Source organism: Streptomyces sp. NPDC004647 (assembly GCF_040609575.1).
Classification (GTDB): domain Bacteria; phylum Actinomycetota; class Actinomycetes; order Streptomycetales; family Streptomycetaceae; genus Streptomyces.
In genome coordinates, this window is record NZ_JBEXKU010000125.1 from 1 (window position 1) to 16,044 (window position 16,044).

Sequence of the window (16,044 nt, forward strand, 5' to 3'; positions counted from 1 at the left end):
CCTCGGAGGGGAGGCGGGACCGGTGCGAGTGTGGAGCTAAGGAGAATTGAACTCCTGACCTCCTGCATGCCATGCAGGCGCTCTACCAACTGAGCTATAGCCCCGCTCTTCTCAGCACTCCGAGTTCACCGTGTTCGGTTCACCAGGGCGCCTTGAACGAGAAGAAGCTTAACCGGTGACCAGCCGGAAAAGGAAATCCGTTCAGTCGTCGTCGCCGAGGACCGGTTCCGGCAGTGTCCCGGCGTTGTGCTCCAGCAGCCGCCAGCCGCGCATCCCCTCGCCCAGCACCGACCAGCAGCAGTTCGACAGGCCGCCCAGGGCCTCCCAGTTCTGCGGTTCCAGACCCAGGAACCGGCCGATGGTGGTGCGGATGGTGCCGCCGTGGCTGACCACGACGAGCGTGCCGCCGTCCGGCAGCTTGTCCACGTTCCGCTCGACCACCGGAGCCGCCCGCTCCGCCACCTCGGTCTCCAGCTCGCCGCCGCCGCGCCGTACGGGCTCGCCGCGCTTCCAGGCCGCGTACTGCTCGCCGTACCGCTCGACGATCTCCTCGTGAGTGAGGCCCTGCCAGCTGCCGGCGTAGGTCTCGCGCAGGGCCTCGTCGTGGGCGACCTGCAACCGGGTGATCGCGGCCAGCTCCGCGGCCGTGGCCGACGCCCGCTTCAGGTCGGAGGCGATGATCGCGTCCGGCTTCAGCGCGGCCAGCAGCCGGGCGGCCCGGCGGGCCTGGTTGACGCCGTTGTCGGTCAGATCGATGTCCGTGGAGCCCTGGAACCTGCGCTCCAGATTCCAGGCCGTCTGGCCGTGCCGCCACAGGACGATGCGACGGCCCCGGCCGCCCTTGGTGCCGTTCAGCTCAGCTCTCCGTCCAACTCCCTGGCGGCCTGCTCCTTGGCGTGGTCGGACGCCTTGCCGCGGGTGGCGACCGCGTCGGCCGGCAGCTCCAGCTCGGGGCAGTCCTTCCAGAGCCGCTCCAGCGCGTAGAACACCCGCTCCTCGCTGTGCTGCACATGCACCACGATGTCCACGTAGTCCAGCAGCACCCAGCGGGCCTCGCGGTCGCCCTCGCGGCGTACCGGCTTGACCCCGAGGTCCTTGGTCAGCCGCTCCTCGATCTCGTCGACGATCGACTTGACCTGTCGGTCGCTGGGGGCCGAGGCGAGCAGGAATGCGTCGGTGATCGCCAGCACGTCGCTGACGTCGTACGCGATGATGTCGTGCGCGAGCTTGTCGGCAGCCGCCTGGGCGGCGACGTTGATCAGCTCGATGGAGCGGTCCGTGGCGGTCACAAGCCATGCTTTCGGATCGGGGGCAGGGTACCCGTCAAGGGTCTCACGCCCGGCCGACAGCACCGACCGACGTCTTTCCGGGGCCCGCCCGACGGGCCCCGGAATCCGGCTCTGTTCCCGCGGCCCGGCTATCCGGCCTTGTAGTCCTGGCCCAGGACGACGGTGATGTCCGCGTTGGCCGCTCCCCGGCCCTTCTTCACCGCGCTGTCCTGGAGGCCCAGCGTCTTGGCGACCTCCTTGGCCTTCTCCGCCTGCGCCGCGTCCCCGTAGGTCACCCGGGATGCGGTCTGTGCCGCGCTCGCCGAGCCGCCGTCCACGAAGGTGTACCCGCTGTTGACCAGCGTGACCTGGACGGTGCTCGTGGCCTTCCGGTCGCCGGTGGCGTTCCGGACGCTGACCCTGGGCGCCGCGTCGGGGTCGGTGTTCTTGACCGTCCCGCCCAGCACGTCCTTGACCACGCTGTCCGCGGTGCTCTCACTGAGCGTCCCGTCGGGCTGCACGGGCAGCACCGCGGTCTGGTACGAGCCGTTCTTCGCCTGCTCGGCGAGCTCCGCCAGCGAGGCGCCGAGCTGGGCCTCGGTCAGCGACGGATCCGGAATCTGGTTGAGCGTCTGCACGGTCTTCGTCGCCGCTTCCCGGTCGCTCGAGGTCTTCTTCATCACGGCCTGCATGACCTTGCCGAAACGCAGCAGCTGATCGGTCTGCCGCTCACCGGGCCCGAGGTGAGTGGCGTACGCGACAGCGGCCTGCCCGGACAGTGTCTGCTGCTTCCCCTGCTTGACCAGCGGGTCGTCGCCCTTCTTCGCGCCGGGGACGGTCGCGTCGGTGTCCACGGTGATTCCGCCGATCAGCTCGACGAGGTTCTCCAGGTACGGGGTGTCCAGCCGCCAGCTGCCCTTGATCTCCGCGCCCAGCAGTGTGCCGAGCGCGTCCCGGGTGGGGGTGGTGCCCTCGTCCTCGACCGACTTTCCGAGGGTGGTGCTGCCACCGTCGTCGGTGGCGACCGCCAGGGAGTTCGGCAGCAGGACGGTGGTGCCCTTCTTGGTGGTCTTGTTGTCGACCAGCAGCGCCGTGGAGCTGCGGCCGCCCCTGGTGTCCCGCAGATGCAGCGCGATCACATCGCGTGTCTGCGGGCCGCCGGCCGCGGTGCCGCCGGAATCGAGGGCCGCCAGACCGGGCAGCTTGCCCGCGTACCAGAGGTAGCCGACACCGCCGCCGAGTGCGAGGACGAGGACCACGACGAGGGTGACGACGCGGTTGCGGCCCTTGCGCTTGCGCTCGTCACGCCGTTCGGAGCGGGTCTCAGCGAATTTCAGCCAGTCGATGACGTCGTCGGATTCCTCGTCCGGCTCCTCGATGAACGAGAACTGCTCGGTGCGGTAGTCCGCCGACGGGGAGGGCGCCGCCGGGTCGCGCGGTCCCGCCTGTGCCGGGACCTGCGGCTGCCGGGACTGTGGCGGTGGCTGCTGAGACCGGGCCCGGGACTGCTGCGCCTGCTGCTGGATCGGCTGCTCGTACGTGTCGTACGACTGCTGCTGGGGGATCCACTGCTGCTCATCGATCTGCTGCGGCGGCGGCTGCCGCTGGGCCTGCTGCTGGGCGGCCTGGTGCTGGGCCTGCTGCTGGGCGGCCTGGTGCTGGGCCTGCTGTGCGTACGGGTCGTAGTACGGCTGCCCGTACTGGTCGTACTGCTGCTGCCGCTGCTGGGGCTGGGGCTGGGGCTGGGGCTGGGGTCCGCGCCGCTGAGCCTGCTGCTGTTGCTGCTGGCCCTGCTGCTGCCCGTACTGGTCGTACTGCTGCTGGGGCTGGGGTCCGCGCCGCTGGGCCTGCTGCTGTTGCTGCTGGGCCTGCTGCTGTGCGTACGGGTCGTAGTAGGGCTGCCCGTACTGGTCGTACTGCGGCTGCGGCTGTTGTTGCTGCTGTGCGTACGGGTCGTAGTACTGCTGCGCATACGGGTCCTGGCCGTCCTCGGGCCCACCCTCGGCATAGTGCCGCCCGGAGTGTGCGTCGTTCACCAGTGCCCCTTCCAGTGCCGGACTAGCCGGCGTCGCGGTACAGCCCGCGCTTGTTGATGTAACGCACCACCCCGTCCGGCACCAAGTACCAGACCGGCTCCCCGGCCGCCACCCTGGCCCGGCAGTCCGACGAGGAGATGGCGAGCGCGGGAACCTCGACCAACGAGACCCCGCCGTCCGGCAGCCCGGGGTCGGAGAGCACATGCCCCGGCCGGGTCACCCCGATGAAGTGCGCCAGCGAGAACAGCTCGTCGGCATCCCGCCAGGTCAGGATCTGGGAGAGCGCGTCGGCCCCGGTGATGAAGAAGAGATCGCTGTCGGGGTTCGCGATGTGCAGCTCGCGCAGGGTCTCGATGGTGTACGTCTTGCCACCGCGGTCGATGTCGATGCGGCTGACCGAGAACTGCGGATTGGACGCGGTGGCGATCACCGTCATCAGATAGCGGTCCTCGGCCGGCGACACCTGCTTGTGGCTCTTCTGCCACGGCTGCCCGGTCGGCACGAACACGACTTCGTCGAGGTGGAACTGCCCTGCCACCTCGCTCGCCGCCACCAAGTGGCCGTGGTGGATGGGGTCGAACGTTCCGCCCATCACGCCGAGTCGCCGCTTCGCCGGACCGGTCACAGGCCCTCCCTGCTCTCCCATGCGTGCAGAGCCTACTGTCCCGGTCCGGGAGCCGTCAGTGCCGTCCGCGTCTCAGCGGTCGCGATTGAAGCGGGTGGTGATCCACAGCAGCAGCAGCAGAATGAACAGCGCACCGCCACCGGTCAGGTAGGGATTGAGGCTGGCGTGTTCGCTGCTGTGCTCGCCGCCCTCGGCGGCGAGAGCGACCAGGGCGTTGGCAGTGCTGGGGAGACTCATCGTCGGCAGGCCTATCCAGTTCGTCGTCGGACACGGACGCGTGGCCGGGCCGCGCCCGGCCCGGCGCCCTCATCGTAAGCGGGCCCCACGGGCAACCTCACGCCGACTCCGTACGTCCTACCGGTCACCGCCCCCGTAGCCCCGGAGCAGGAACCATGCGAGCAGGGCCGCGCCCACCACGGAGACGACGAGCGTACGCAGCAGCGCCCCGGGCCGGCCTGGTCCGCGGCCGCCGCGAGCAGGGCGGGGAAGTCCGATATGTCTCCACGGTAACCACGCCGGAAGCAGCGCTTAGGCTGGGGTCCGCAGGGGGACGGGCTACAGCCGGGCCGACAAGGGGGTCACGATGACCGACAGCAGCCACGAGCAGATGCCGAGCCGTCAGCGCAGGCGGTTCCCGGGGATCTCCTCCCGGGCGTACGAGCATCCCGCCGACCGCTCCGCGCTGATCGCGCTGCGCAGGCTGAGCGGCTTCGACACCGTCTTCAAGGCGCTGAGCGGGCTCCTGCCGGAGCGGAGCCTGCGGCTGCTGTTCCTGTCCGACTCGGTACGGGTCGGCGAGCAGCAGTTCGCACACCTCAACACCATGCTGCGGGACGCCTGCTACATCCTGGACCTGGAGAAGGTCCCGCCGATGTACGTCACCCAGGACCCGCAGCCGAACGCCATGTGCATCGGCCTGGACGAACCGGTCATCGTCGTCACGACCGGCCTCGTCGAGCTGCTGGACGAAGAGGAGATGCGGGCGGCGGTCGGCCACGAGGTGGGCCACGCGCTGTCCGGGCACTCCGTCTACCGCACGATCCTGCTCTTCCTCACCGGAATCGCGCTGAAGGTCGCCTGGATCCCGCTGGGCAATATCGCCGTGATGGGGATCGTGACGGCGCTGCGCGAGTGGTTCCGCAAGTCGGAGCTGTCCGCGGACCGGGCCGGGCTGCTGGTCGGTCAGGACCTCCAGGCGTCGATGCGGGGCCTGATGAAGATCGCGGGCGGCAACCATCTGCACGAGATGAACGTGGACGCCTTCCTGGAGCAGGCCGAGGAGTACGAGGCGGGCGGTGACCTGCGGGACTCCGTACTGAAGATCATGAACGTGCTGCCCCGCAGCCATCCCTTCACGACCGTGCGGGCCGCCGAGCTGAAGAAGTGGGCGGCGGGCCGCGACTACCAGCGGATCATGGACGGTCACTATCCGCGGCGGGACGAGGACAAGGACACCTCGGTCGGTGACTCGTTCAAGGAGCATGCGAACCACTACGCCGAGACGGTGCGCACCAGCAAGGACCCGCTGATGGGGCTCGTCAGGGACATCGCGGGCGGTGCGGGAGACCTGGGCGGGAGACTGCGGGACGTCTTCACGGGCGGACCCGGTGAGCGCCCGGGCGACGACCGTCCCGGCGGCGACCGTCCCGGCGGCGACCGGCCCGGCGACGACCGGCCCGGCGATGGCGCTACGGGCTCGGCAGGGCGTTAGGCGCCAGCTCCCCGCACAGTGAGGCGGTCGTCCGGCCCGGCGCGTAGGGATTCGTACCCGCCGGGCTGTCCGACTTGGCGCTCTCCCCCGCCAGCAGCGGCCGCAGCCACCCGGCGGCGTTCGCGGCGCAGGTCTCCGGGCCCGCCTGGACGGATGTCTGGACCATCTCCAGGCGGTGATCGCGCAGGTCGTCGCGGTCGAAGCGCATACGGACCTCACGGCGCACGGTGAACAGCGAGGCATCGCCGGCGTGGCCGTTCCCCGCGTCGGCCGGGCGCAGCGCATAGACGGATGTGTGGTCGCCGCTGACCTCCAGCTGGTCGGGCCCGGCCTCGGAGACGGCGAGGGTGCCGTGCACCCGGATGCCCTGGTCCGCCAGGGCCACCCGGGAGGGGTCGAAGCGGACGAGCCAGCCGGTGGCCGCGTACCGGCCGTCGTTGGCGGGCCGCTCCAGGCTGCGGTCGAACTGTCCGAGCTGGGTCGGGTCGATCAGTACGCGCACGGACCGTACGGCGCCGCCGGTGAGGGCGTCCGGGTCGAGGGCGGACCGCACGATGTACTCCTTGGCGGAGACGAGCGCGGCCATCACCTGGCTCTCGGAGAAGTTCTGGGTGGCGCGGACGGCGGGCAGGGTGACCCCCTCCGCGCCTGCCTTGTACTGCGCGGCCGGGCTGTGCTCGAAGAGATCTGCGGGCGTCCCGCCGGGCACGGGCCCGCGCGGGGCCAGCGGTATCAGCGTGACGCGCAGTGGCTCGGCCACCTGCGCGCCCGGCTGCTGGTAGGGGTGGCGTATGCCCATGTAGATGGCCGTGGCGAAGGCCAGGGCTATGAGTGTGACCAGGATCAGGGCCTGCCGGCCCCCTCCGCTGCGCGCCCAGGCCCTGCGGCTGCGGACGGCCGGCGCGTGGTCGTCCAGCCGCTCCTGCGCGGAGAACTCCTGGAGCCGGGCAGCACGGACGAACGACTCGTCGAAGACGACGGATCGGTACTCGTCCTCTCCACCTCCCGGAACGCCCTCGGGTGTCCCCTCAGGTGGCTCTCCAGGCCCCGCCATACCAACAGAGTAGGTCGGAAGACATCCGGGTAAACGCGCCGCTGCACCACAACTTCTGATATCGAGTCAGCAGTTCGGTCAGTACGCGCGCGGCACCGCGGCAGCGGTCGGTGCGGCGGAGTCGGCCGAGGCCGAAGGCAGCGCACCGGGCCGGCCGGTGAGCTGGCCCACCTGGGGTCCGTCCACCCCGCTGGTGGCGGGTGCCGGCGGCGGCTCCTGCCGGCTGCCCGCAGCTCCACGGTAGACCGCGGCGAAGGCGAGCGCGACCATACCGATGCCCATCAGAACGGCGAGCACCCAGGCCACGGGGCGGTGCCAGCGGGCGTGCCCGCGGTACGGGCCCAGGGCGCGGCCATAGGTGCCGTACGGCCCGTAGCCATCGCCGTCCCGGTCCGGGTCGAAGCCGTCGACGTCCTCGAATGCGAAGTCCGGATCGCTGGGGTCGTACCCGTCGTCGTAGAACTCCTCATCGGCCGGTCCGGAGCCCGTTCGGGTCCTGCCTGCCTCGGCCTCCGCGCGTGCCTCGGCGGCGGCGAGCATCCGCTCGATCGCCGTGGGCTCATGGATCCGCGCGGACCGTACGAAGTCCTCGTCGAAGACCACGGAGGCGAACTCTTCGTCCGCTGCCCCGTGGCTCTGGCTGTCGGGTTCATCGCCGTCCGGGAACGGCCTGCCCCCCACGTCGTCCGGCACCCGTCCAGAGTACGGCCGCCCGGACCTTTTGGGCAGGGAGAGACCAAAATCCGGGACCGCCGATCGCGGTCAGCGGCTGCGCCGCGCCGCCTTCCGGGGGCCGCGTGGACCGTCCCCCGGAAGGGCGCGGCATGTCACCGGGTGTGGCCGTCGCCCGTGACCACGTACTTGGTGGAGGTCAGCTCCGGCAGGCCCATCGGGCCGCGGGCGTGCAGCTTCTGCGTCGAGATGCCGATCTCGGCGCCGAAGCCGAACTGGCCGCCGTCGGTGAAGCGCGTGGAGGCGTTCACGGCGACCGTGGTGGAGTCCACCAACTGGGTGAACCGGCGGGCAGCGGCCTGCGAGGTGGTGACGATCGCCTCGGTGTGGCCGGAGGACCACAGCCGGATGTGCGCGACGGCGGCTTCCAGGGAGTCGACGACGGCGGCGGCGATGTCGTACGAGAGGTACTCGGTCTCCCAGTCCTCCATCGTGGCCGGGACCACGGTCGCCTTCGTCCCGGCCTGCTCGGCGACGGCCGCCACTCGCTCGTCGGCGTGCACCGTCACCCCGGACTCGGCCAGCGCCTGGAGGGCGCGCGGCAGGAACTCCGCGGCGATGTCCTGGTGAACCAGGAGGGTCTCGGCCGCGTTGCAGACGCTGGGGCGCTGCGCCTTGGAGTTGATCAGGATGTCGACGGCCATGTCGAGATCGGTCTGCGCGTCCACGTACACATGGCAGTTGCCGGTACCGGTCTCGATGACCGGGACGGTCGACTCCTCGACGACGGTACGGATCAGCGAGGCCCCGCCGCGCGGGATCAGCACATCGACCATGCCGCGGGCACGCATCAGTTCGCGGACGGAATCGCGGCTCTCGCCGGGGACCAGCTGTACGGAGTCGGCTGGCAGCCCCGCCCCGCCGATGGCGTCCCGCAGAACCGTGACCAGAGCCTTGTTGGAGGAGTACGCCGAGGAGGAGCCGCGCAGCAGCACCGCGTTGCCGGACTTCAGGCAGAGGGCGGCGGCGTCGACGGTGACGTTGGGCCGGGCCTCGTAGATGATCCCGACCACGCCGAGCGGCACGCGGACCTGGCGCAGGTCGATGCCGTTGGGGAGCGTGGAGCCGCGCACGACCTCACCGACCGGGTCGGGCAGCGTCACGACGTCGCGCACGTCGGAGGCGATGGCCCGGACCCGCTCGGGGGTCAGGGTGAGCCGGTCGATGATCGCCTCACTGGTGCCTGCGGCGCGGGCACGGTCGACGTCCTCGGCGTTGGCCTCGACGATCTCCTTGGTCCGCACCTCCAGGGCGTCGGCGATCGCCAGCAGCGCATCGTCCTTGACTGCCCGAGGCAACGGCGCCAGATCGGCGGCCGCGCCCCGGGCCCGGTAGGCCGCGAGGATGACCGGGGACTTCGGCGTGGGGTCTGCCAGGGGCGAGGGGAAATCACTGCTCATGCAGGCAGCCTACTGAGCCTCCGGCCGGGACCCACCCGATATCCCGCTCTGCGAGACGGCCCGCGGGCCGCTGGGGTATTGAGCAGAGCCGGCGAAACGCCCGGAAGCCCCGCCCAGGGCCTCCGGCTGCCGGCCTGTCCACACCCGGCGGGACGGGGGCGGACGTGGGCGGACGGGCCGGGCATACGGGCCGGGTCGCGCTCAGTACGGGCCTTCAATGCGGTCCTCTGTACGGGCCCTCAGCACGGAGTCCGCCGGTACGGGCCCTCAGTACGGGTGCACGCCCACCGGCGCCGCAGGTGGCGGCCCGTAGCCCTCGGCGATGCGCTGGTGGTAGGTCTCCCGGTCGATGACCTCCAGGCCGACGATTTCCCAGGGAGGAAGCTTGGCCGTGGCCCGGTGTTCGCCCCACAGGCGGAGGGCGACCGCCGCCGCATCGTGCAGGTCGCGCGCCTCCTCCCAGTAGCGGATCTCGGCGTGGTCGTTCGCGTAGCGGCTGGTCAGCAGGAAGGGATGGTCGTGGTCGAGCTGTTCGAGGCCACGCCGGACCTCCTTCAAGGGAGCCTCGGCGCCCGAGACGCAGAGTGTGATGTGCCACAGCCGGGACGCCTCGCGTTCCGCAGGCGCCCGCACACGCTCCGGTTCCGTCCCGTCGGCGGTCTCCGGCCGTTCGGCCCGGTCGCCCGTACCGACGCTGGCCAAGGCCCGCGTCGCCGTCTCTCGGGGCCGCGTCCCTGGGCGCCCTCGTCTCACCGCCGGCCTCCTGACATGCGTAGGGCTCCGCTCACGCGCGGGCAGAGCCGTGTGATGCTGTCGTCCGCGGAGCACCGCTGCCCTGGCGGTGTCCGTGCATCAAAGTTGACCAGTCCGCGGGCCGCCTTCGGGCGGTTTTCCACAAGGTCTCCGTTGAAAGGCTGGACTTTCCGCCGTTCCTGCACGTAAAGAGATTCGTCAGTGGCCCAGCACGACGAGATCGTCACGGTGCACGATCTCCCGCTCGTATGCGGGGCCGAGCTCGCGGGCCAGATCCCGGGTGGAGCGGCCGAGCAGCCGGGGGATCTCCTTGGCGTCGAAATTGACCAGCCCGCGGGCGACCGCCCGCCCCTCGGTGTCGCGCAGCTCGACCGGGTCGCCCGCTGCGAAGTCGCCCTCGACCGAGGCGATTCCGGCCGGCAGCAGCGAGCTGCCCCGCTCGACCACGGCGCGTACGGCCCCCTCGTCCAGCGTCAGCGAGCCGCGCGGGGTCGAGGCGTGGGCGAGCCACAGCAGCCGGTCGGCGGAGCGCCGGCCGGTCGGGTGGAAGTACGTGCCGCCGGCCCGGCCCGCCAGAGCGTCCGCCACCCGCGTGGCGGAGGTGAGGACCACCGGGATGCCGGCCGCGGCGGCGATCCGGGCCGCCTCGACCTTGGTGACCATGCCGCCGGTGCCGACCCCGGCCTTGCCCGCACTGCCGATCGAGATGCCCGCGATGTCCTGGGGGCCCGCGACCTCGGGGATCCGGGAGGCGCCGGGGCTGCTGGGATCACCGTCGTACAGCCCGTCGACGTCCGAGAGCAGGACCAGCAGGTCTGCGCGGACGAGATGGGCGACGAGCGCGGCGAGCCGGTCGTTGTCGCCGAACCGGATCTCGTCGGTGGCGACGGTGTCGTTCTCGTTCACGACCGGCAGGGCGCCCATGGCGAGCAGCTTGTCCAGCGTGCGGTAGGCGTTGCGGTAGTGCGCCCGGCGGCTGGTGTCGTCGGAGGTGAGCAGCACCTGCCCGACACGGACCCCGTACCGGGCGAAGGACGCGGTATAGCGGGCGACGAGCAGCCCCTGGCCGACGCTTGCCGCGGCCTGCTGCCGGGCGAGGTCGCGGGGGCGGCGCTGGAGGCCCAGCGGAGCCAGTCCGGCGGCGATGGCGCCGGAGGAAACCAGGACGATCTCCCGCTCTCCGCCGCTGCGGACCTTGGCCATCACATCAACGAGCGCGTCCACCCGGTCGGCGTCGAGGCCGCCCGCCGCGGTGGTCAGGGACGACGAGCCGACCTTGACCACGATCCTGCGGGCCCCCGCGACCCCGTCCCGTACGGCTGCTGAGCCTGCTGCCCCTGACACCCTGTGTCCCCACTGATCGATCGGTCTCTCCGCCTCGCAATCTACGTCAGCGCGGGGCAGCGGCGCCGGGCCGTCCCGGTCGGTGGACCACCGGCACCGTCCGCGGACCACCCGGCGCTGCCGGTGGTCCGTCCGCGCTACGGACAGGCGCCGAGTGGCGTTGCACACATTCGGCTATTCGGTTCACCACCTATGGCCCCATTAGTAGTGATAGCGGTCACGGCAGATTGTCATCCGGGCGGCGCACGCCATACGGTCAGTGGTCGACCTGCACAGCTGCCGCCCTTCCTGGGCTCCGGCTCCAGGCCCCCAGCCGCCCCCACTCGGCCCGCCCCCATCCGATCGCTTCCCCCGCCAGGAGCCCAGCCCGTGCCCTCAGCCGGACTCGCCCCCCGTCGCGTCGTGCAGCTCGTCACGCTGTTCGCGATGTTCGCGGCCTTCACGGCCCAACTCGCGGGCGCACTGCTGCCCAATGTGCCGACTTTCGTCGCCGCCTCCGCGGCGGGCCTCACGCTCGATCTCTATTTGCAGCGCAAGCAGCCCGGGCTGCTCTCGCTGCTGGGGAAGATCCGGTTCGACGTCACCGTGCGACAGCTGTTGCGCGACATGCTGATCCTGGTCGGGCTGTTGCGCATCGACGGCATCAACCCGCTGGAGGAGCAGTCACCGATCACCGTCGCGCTGCTCGCCTTCTACGCACTGCACTTCGTGTGCCAGGCGGTCGCCGTGATGGTGCGGCGCAGCCGGACGCTGCCGATCACCACCCGCAACATCGACGCCTCGGAGCTCGGCCTCACCCCCGCACCGCCGCGCATCCTCTCGCGCCGCCCCGGCCACCGGCTGCTGAACTTCTCCGTGCCGGCCACGGCGGGACTGATGCTGACGGCGATCACCGGGGACGCGACCTGGGCCGGCGTCGGCCTCGGCATCGCGCTGGCTCTCGTCTTCGCCGGGACCGTCCACCTCGCGGGCTGGCTGCTGCCGGCCAAGCGGACCGCGAACGAGCGGAAGGCCCTGGAGTGGCTCGACGCCTGGCTGGCGGAGTACCGGCCGACCGTCGGGATGTACTTCTCCGGCGGCACCACGTCCGCGTACCAGGCGAACATGTGGCTCTCCACGCTCGCCTCCCTCGACGGCAAGCCGATCATCGTGCTCCGCGAGCGCTTCATGGTGCAGAAGATCGACGCGACGGATGTGCCGATCATCTGCATCCCCAAGGTCGCGCATCTGATGCAGCTGGAGCACTCGACGCTGAAGGTGCTGCTGCACCCGGCGAACTCCGGCAAGACCTCGCAGGTACTCCGCATCCCGTCGATCAAGCACGCGTTCATCAACCACGGTGAGAGCGACAAGCTCTCCAGCTGCAACCCGTACGCCAAGGCGTACGACGAGGTGTGGGTGGCCGGCCCGGCCGCGCGCGAGCGGTACCAGTTCGCCGACATCGGCGTCGACGACTCGGACGTCGTCGAGGTGGGCCGCCCGCAGCTGGCGCCCATCCGGCCGTTCGCGGGCGCCCCAACAGGCGAGTGGACCACCGTTCTGTACGCCCCCACCTGGGAGGGCTGGGACGGACAGCCGGGCAACACCTCGGTGATCCTCGCCGGCGAGAACATCGTCCGCGAGTTGCTCGCCGACCCCAAGGTGCGACTGCTCTACAAGCCGCACCCGATGACCGGTTCCGTCGATGTCCGCGCGGGCAGCGCCAACGAGCGCATCAAGGCAATGATCGTCGAGGCGAACTCCCGGCGCGAGGGCGCCCGTCCGGGCCCGGAGGCGGCTGCCGAACTCCAGCGCCGCACCGCCGAGCTGGACCGGCTCACCAGCACCGCGTTCCGGCCCAGCGCCGACGAGATCGAGCGGATGCTGCTCCAGGGCTCCCCGGAGAACGAGCGCGCCGCCGAGGTCGCCGCGGCCACCGCCGCCTGGGAGTCCGCGTACTGGGCCTCCTTCCCCGAGTGGGAGCACCAGATCATCACCACCGCGCGCCCGGCGATCTACACCTGCTTCAACCAGGCCGATCTGCTGATCAGCGATGTGTCCAGCGTCGTCTCGGACTATCTGACCAGTGAGAAGCCGTACGCCGTCGCGAATACCAGCGGGATGGCGGAGGACGAGTTCCGGGCCGGGTTCCCGACCGTACGGGCCGCGACGATCCTCGGGCCCGACGCGGAGGGCGTACCGGCGCTCATGGAGACCGTACGCAACCCCGAGAAGGACACCCTCGCCGCGGCCCGCGCCGAGCTGAAGGAGCACCTGCTCGGTCCCTCCGACCCGCCGTCCCTGGTGCGCTTCGACGCCGCCGCGCTCGCCCTGTCCGCGAAGGCCGACGAGCGCCGGGCCCGGATGGCCGCCCGGCTGGGGAACGAGATTCCGGCGCAGCGCGAGAACGCCGAGGAGGCGGAGGCCGAGATGTCCGAGGAGCAGCGGGAGTTGGAGCCGAACGGCGCCTCGGAATCGGAAGAGGACACGATGACCGCGTAGCACCGCACGCGGATACGGAACGGGCCCCGGAGGCATCGCCTCCGGGGCCCGTTCCGTCGCTGCTGCCGCGTGCCTCGGACGAGACCGTGCGACTCAGTCGAAGGGGTCGAACCCGTCGTACGCCTGCTGCGCCTCATCGCGCTCGGCGTCGCGTTCGCGGCGCCGCTGAGCCGCGGGGCGCGGGGCCTCGAAGCGGTGGTCCTCGCCGCGACGGCCGAGCATCTCCGCGCCCGCCGCCAGCGTCGGCTCCCAGTCGAAGACGACCGCGTCCTCGGCGCCGCCGATGACGACCTCGTCCCCGCTGCGCGCACCCGCCTTCATCAGCGCCTCCTCGACGCCGAGGCGGTTCAGCCGGTCCGCGAGGTAGCCGACGGCCTCGTCGTTGGAGAAGTCGGTCTGGTGGACCCAGCGTTCGGGCTTCTCGCCCAGCACCCGGTAGAACTCCTCCTCGGCGGTGACCGTGAAGCCGGCGTCGTCCACCGCCTTCGGGCGGATGACGATCCGGGTCGACTCGTCCTTGGGCTTGGCGGCCCGTGCCTCGGCGACGATCCCGGCGAGCGCGTAGGAGAGTTCCTTCAGGCCCAGCCGGGAGACCGCGGAGACCTCGAAGACCTGGTAGCCGCGGGCTTCCAGATCCGGGCGGATGATGTCGGCGAGGTCCTGGCCGTCGGGGATGTCGACCTTGTTGAGGACGATCAGCCGAGGGCGGTCGTCCAGGCCGCCGTACTGCGCCAGCTCCGCCTCGATCACATCGAGGTCGGAGGCCGGGTCGCGCTCGGACTCCAGCGTCGCGCAGTCCAGTACGTGCACCAGCACCGAGCAGCGCTCGACGTGGCGCAGGAACTCCAGGCCCAGGCCCTTGCCCTCGCTGGCGCCCGGGATCAGCCCGGGGACGTCCGCGATGGTGTAGACGGTCGAACCGGCGGTCACCACGCCGAGGTTGGGCACCAGAGTGGTGAAGGGGTAGTCGGCGATCTTCGGCTTGGCGGCCGACAGCACCGAGATCAGCGAGGACTTGCCGGCGCTGGGGTAGCCCACCAGCGCGACGTCCGCGACGGTCTTGAGCTCCAGGACGATATCGCCGGAGTGGCCGGGCTCGCCCAGCAGCGCGAAGCCGGGGGCCTTGCGGCGGGCGGAGGCCAGCGCGGCGTTGCCGAGGCCGCCACGGCCGCCCTGGGCGGCGATGAACGTGGTGCCCTGGCCGACCAGGTCGGCGAGGACATCGCCCTGCTTGTCGAGGACGACGGTGCCGTCCGGGACCGTCAGGACCAGGTCGCTGCCGTCCTTGCCGGAGCGGTTGCCGCCCTCGCCGGGCTTGCCGCTGGTGGCCTTGCGGTGCGGGGAGTGGTGGTACTCGAGGAGCGTGGTGACCGACTGGTCGACGACCAGGATCACATCGCCGCCACGGCCGCCGTTGCCGCCGTCCGGGCCGCCGAGCGGCTTGAATTTCTCCCGGTGCACGGAGGCGCAGCCGTGGCCTCCGCTACCCGCGGCGACATTCAGCTCGACGCGGTCCACGAAGGTGGTCATACGGATTGCCTCCAGATACGTACGGAATCTTCTACGGCGTAACACGCCGAGGGCGGACCCGCTTCCCCGTCCCCGGGAAAGAGCGGTCCGCCCTCGGAAAGGTGTTACGTCGTGCCGGTGCTGCTGCGCTGTCCAGTCAGGACTATCCCTGGAGCGTCAGCGGCGGCTGAAATTACTCAGCGACCGGGACGATGTTCACGACCTTGCGACCACGGCTGGTGCCGAACTCGACCGCGCCGGCGGCGAGGGCGAACAGCGTGTCGTCGCCTCCACGGCCGACACCCGAGCCCGGGTGGAAGTGGGTGCCGCGCTGGCGGACCAGGATCTCGCCGGCGTTGACGACCTGACCGCCGAAGCGCTTCACGCCGAGCCGCTGAGCATTGGAGTCGCGACCGTTCCGAGTGGACGATGCGCCCTTCTTGTGTGCCATCTCTCCTCAGTCCCTTACTTCGCAGCCGTGGGGATGCCGGTGATCTTCAGCGCCGTGTACTGCTGGCGGTGACCCTGGCGCCGGCGGTAGCCGGTCTTGTTCTTGTACCGAAGGATGTCGATCTTGGCACCCTTGTGGTGGTCCACGACCTCGGCCAGGACCTTGATACCGGCCAGCACCCACGGGTCGCTGGTCACGGTGTCGCCGTCGACCACGAGCAGGGTCGAGAGCTCGACCGTGTCGCCCACGTTGTTCGTGGAAAGCTTGTCTACCTCAACGATGTCGCCCACAGCCACTTTGTGCTGGCGACCACCGCTGCGCACGATTGCGTACACGCGGATCTCACTCTCTCGCTCGGAACGGGACCCTTGATGCCAGCCGCTCACACGGGCTCGCGGCAGTCCGTGATATCCGGGAGGACGAGCGGCCTCTCCCGGCGAACCGGGAGGGAATTGCTCAGGGGTTCGGCGTACAGACGCCGACGGTCAAGATTACGGAACCTGAACCGGGGGGTCAAACCGGGTCCCCGCCGGGAGGCCGCCGCACACCGGCCTCTCCACACAAGGCGGCCCGGCGGACCGCCACGGCTGGGACACACCCCGGCCGGGACGACGCGCGAGCACCGCTGCGCGTTCCCGCGGGCGTAGGACCCGTCGGTGCCCCGCCCCCTTGCCGGGGGC

15 protein-coding genes and 1 tRNA gene are annotated in these 16,044 nt (G+C 70.9%); 2 read left to right on the forward strand and 14 right to left on the reverse strand.

The window, feature by feature from the left end; genetic code table 11:
* Positions 1-31 precede the first annotated feature (31 nt).
* From ABZW18_RS32160 to ABZW18_RS32185, 6 genes are all read right to left on the reverse strand, one after another.
* Positions 32-104, reverse strand: a tRNA-Ala gene (locus tag ABZW18_RS32160).
* A gap of 97 nt (positions 105-201) precedes the next feature.
* The gene (locus tag ABZW18_RS32165) at positions 202-855 is read right to left on the reverse strand and encodes a histidine phosphatase family protein (RefSeq protein ID WP_356194452.1); all 654 of its coding nucleotides are present in this window, start codon (positions 853-855) and stop codon (positions 202-204) included.
* Complete coding sequence (gene rsfS, locus ABZW18_RS32170) at positions 852-1,289, reverse strand: ribosome silencing factor (protein WP_356194454.1); 438 nt, start codon at positions 1,287-1,289, stop codon at positions 852-854. Before rsfS ends, ABZW18_RS32165 begins: the two co-directional genes overlap by 4 nt.
* Positions 1,290-1,417: 128 nt before the next feature.
* Positions 1,418-3,304 carry an LCP family protein gene (locus ABZW18_RS32175; RefSeq protein WP_356194425.1) on the reverse strand — a complete coding sequence of 629 codons (1,887 nt, stop codon included), beginning with the start codon at positions 3,302-3,304 and terminating at the stop codon, positions 1,418-1,420.
* Positions 3,305-3,326: 22 nt separating this feature from the next.
* Entirely contained in the window at positions 3,327-3,950 is a 624-nt protein-coding gene (gene nadD / locus ABZW18_RS32180; protein WP_356194427.1) for a nicotinate-nucleotide adenylyltransferase, read from the reverse strand.
* Positions 3,951-4,001: 51 nt separating this feature from the next.
* Positions 4,002-4,166, reverse strand: coding sequence for a hypothetical protein (locus ABZW18_RS32185; protein ID WP_356194429.1), 165 nt, complete (start codon positions 4,164-4,166; stop codon positions 4,002-4,004).
* A 346-nt stretch (positions 4,167-4,512) separates the two neighbouring features.
* Between ABZW18_RS32185 and ABZW18_RS32190 the strand changes: the two genes are divergently transcribed.
* A complete protein-coding gene (locus ABZW18_RS32190) occupies positions 4,513-5,640 on the forward strand; it encodes a M48 family metallopeptidase (protein WP_356194431.1) in 1,128 nt (375 codons plus the stop codon).
* Here ABZW18_RS32190 and ABZW18_RS32195 read toward each other — a convergent pair.
* The 5 genes from ABZW18_RS32195 to proB form a co-directional block, all read right to left on the reverse strand.
* Positions 5,618-6,694: a hypothetical protein gene (locus ABZW18_RS32195; protein WP_356194433.1), complete on the reverse strand. Its 1,077-nt coding sequence runs from the start codon at positions 6,692-6,694 to the stop codon at positions 5,618-5,620. The two genes, ABZW18_RS32190 and ABZW18_RS32195, sit on opposite strands and share 23 nt — an antisense overlap.
* 78 nt (positions 6,695-6,772) lie before the next feature.
* The gene (locus ABZW18_RS32200) at positions 6,773-7,387 is read right to left on the reverse strand and encodes a hypothetical protein (protein WP_356194435.1); all 615 of its coding nucleotides are present in this window, start codon (positions 7,385-7,387) and stop codon (positions 6,773-6,775) included.
* Positions 7,388-7,521: 134 nt separating this feature from the next.
* Positions 7,522-8,826 carry a glutamate-5-semialdehyde dehydrogenase gene (locus ABZW18_RS32205; protein WP_356194437.1) on the reverse strand — a complete coding sequence of 435 codons (1,305 nt, stop codon included), beginning with the start codon at positions 8,824-8,826 and terminating at the stop codon, positions 7,522-7,524.
* A 267-nt stretch (positions 8,827-9,093) separates the two neighbouring features.
* Positions 9,094-9,579 carry a hypothetical protein gene (locus ABZW18_RS32210; protein WP_356194438.1) on the reverse strand — a complete coding sequence of 162 codons (486 nt, stop codon included), beginning with the start codon at positions 9,577-9,579 and terminating at the stop codon, positions 9,094-9,096.
* Positions 9,580-9,777: 198 nt separating this feature from the next.
* The gene (gene proB / locus ABZW18_RS32215; protein ID WP_356194441.1) at positions 9,778-10,923 is read right to left on the reverse strand and encodes a glutamate 5-kinase; all 1,146 of its coding nucleotides are present in this window, start codon (positions 10,921-10,923) and stop codon (positions 9,778-9,780) included.
* 369 nt (positions 10,924-11,292) lie between these two features.
* On the opposite strand from proB, the gene ABZW18_RS32220 reads away from it, so the two are divergent.
* Entirely contained in the window at positions 11,293-13,404 is a 2,112-nt protein-coding gene (locus tag ABZW18_RS32220) for a hypothetical protein (protein ID WP_356194443.1), read from the forward strand.
* 93 nt (positions 13,405-13,497) lie between these two features.
* On the opposite strand, the gene obgE is transcribed toward ABZW18_RS32220, so the two are convergent.
* From obgE to rplU, 3 genes are all read right to left on the reverse strand, one after another.
* Positions 13,498-14,934: a GTPase ObgE gene (gene obgE / locus ABZW18_RS32225; RefSeq protein ID WP_356194446.1), complete on the reverse strand. Its 1,437-nt coding sequence runs from the start codon at positions 14,932-14,934 to the stop codon at positions 13,498-13,500.
* 172 nt (positions 14,935-15,106) lie between these two features.
* The gene (rpmA, locus tag ABZW18_RS32230; RefSeq protein ID WP_356194448.1) at positions 15,107-15,364 is read right to left on the reverse strand and encodes a 50S ribosomal protein L27; all 258 of its coding nucleotides are present in this window, start codon (positions 15,362-15,364) and stop codon (positions 15,107-15,109) included.
* Between the two features lie 14 nt (positions 15,365-15,378).
* Positions 15,379-15,699, reverse strand: coding sequence for a 50S ribosomal protein L21 (rplU, locus tag ABZW18_RS32235; RefSeq protein WP_356194450.1), 321 nt, complete (start codon positions 15,697-15,699; stop codon positions 15,379-15,381).
* Positions 15,700-16,044: the final 345 nt, after the last annotated feature.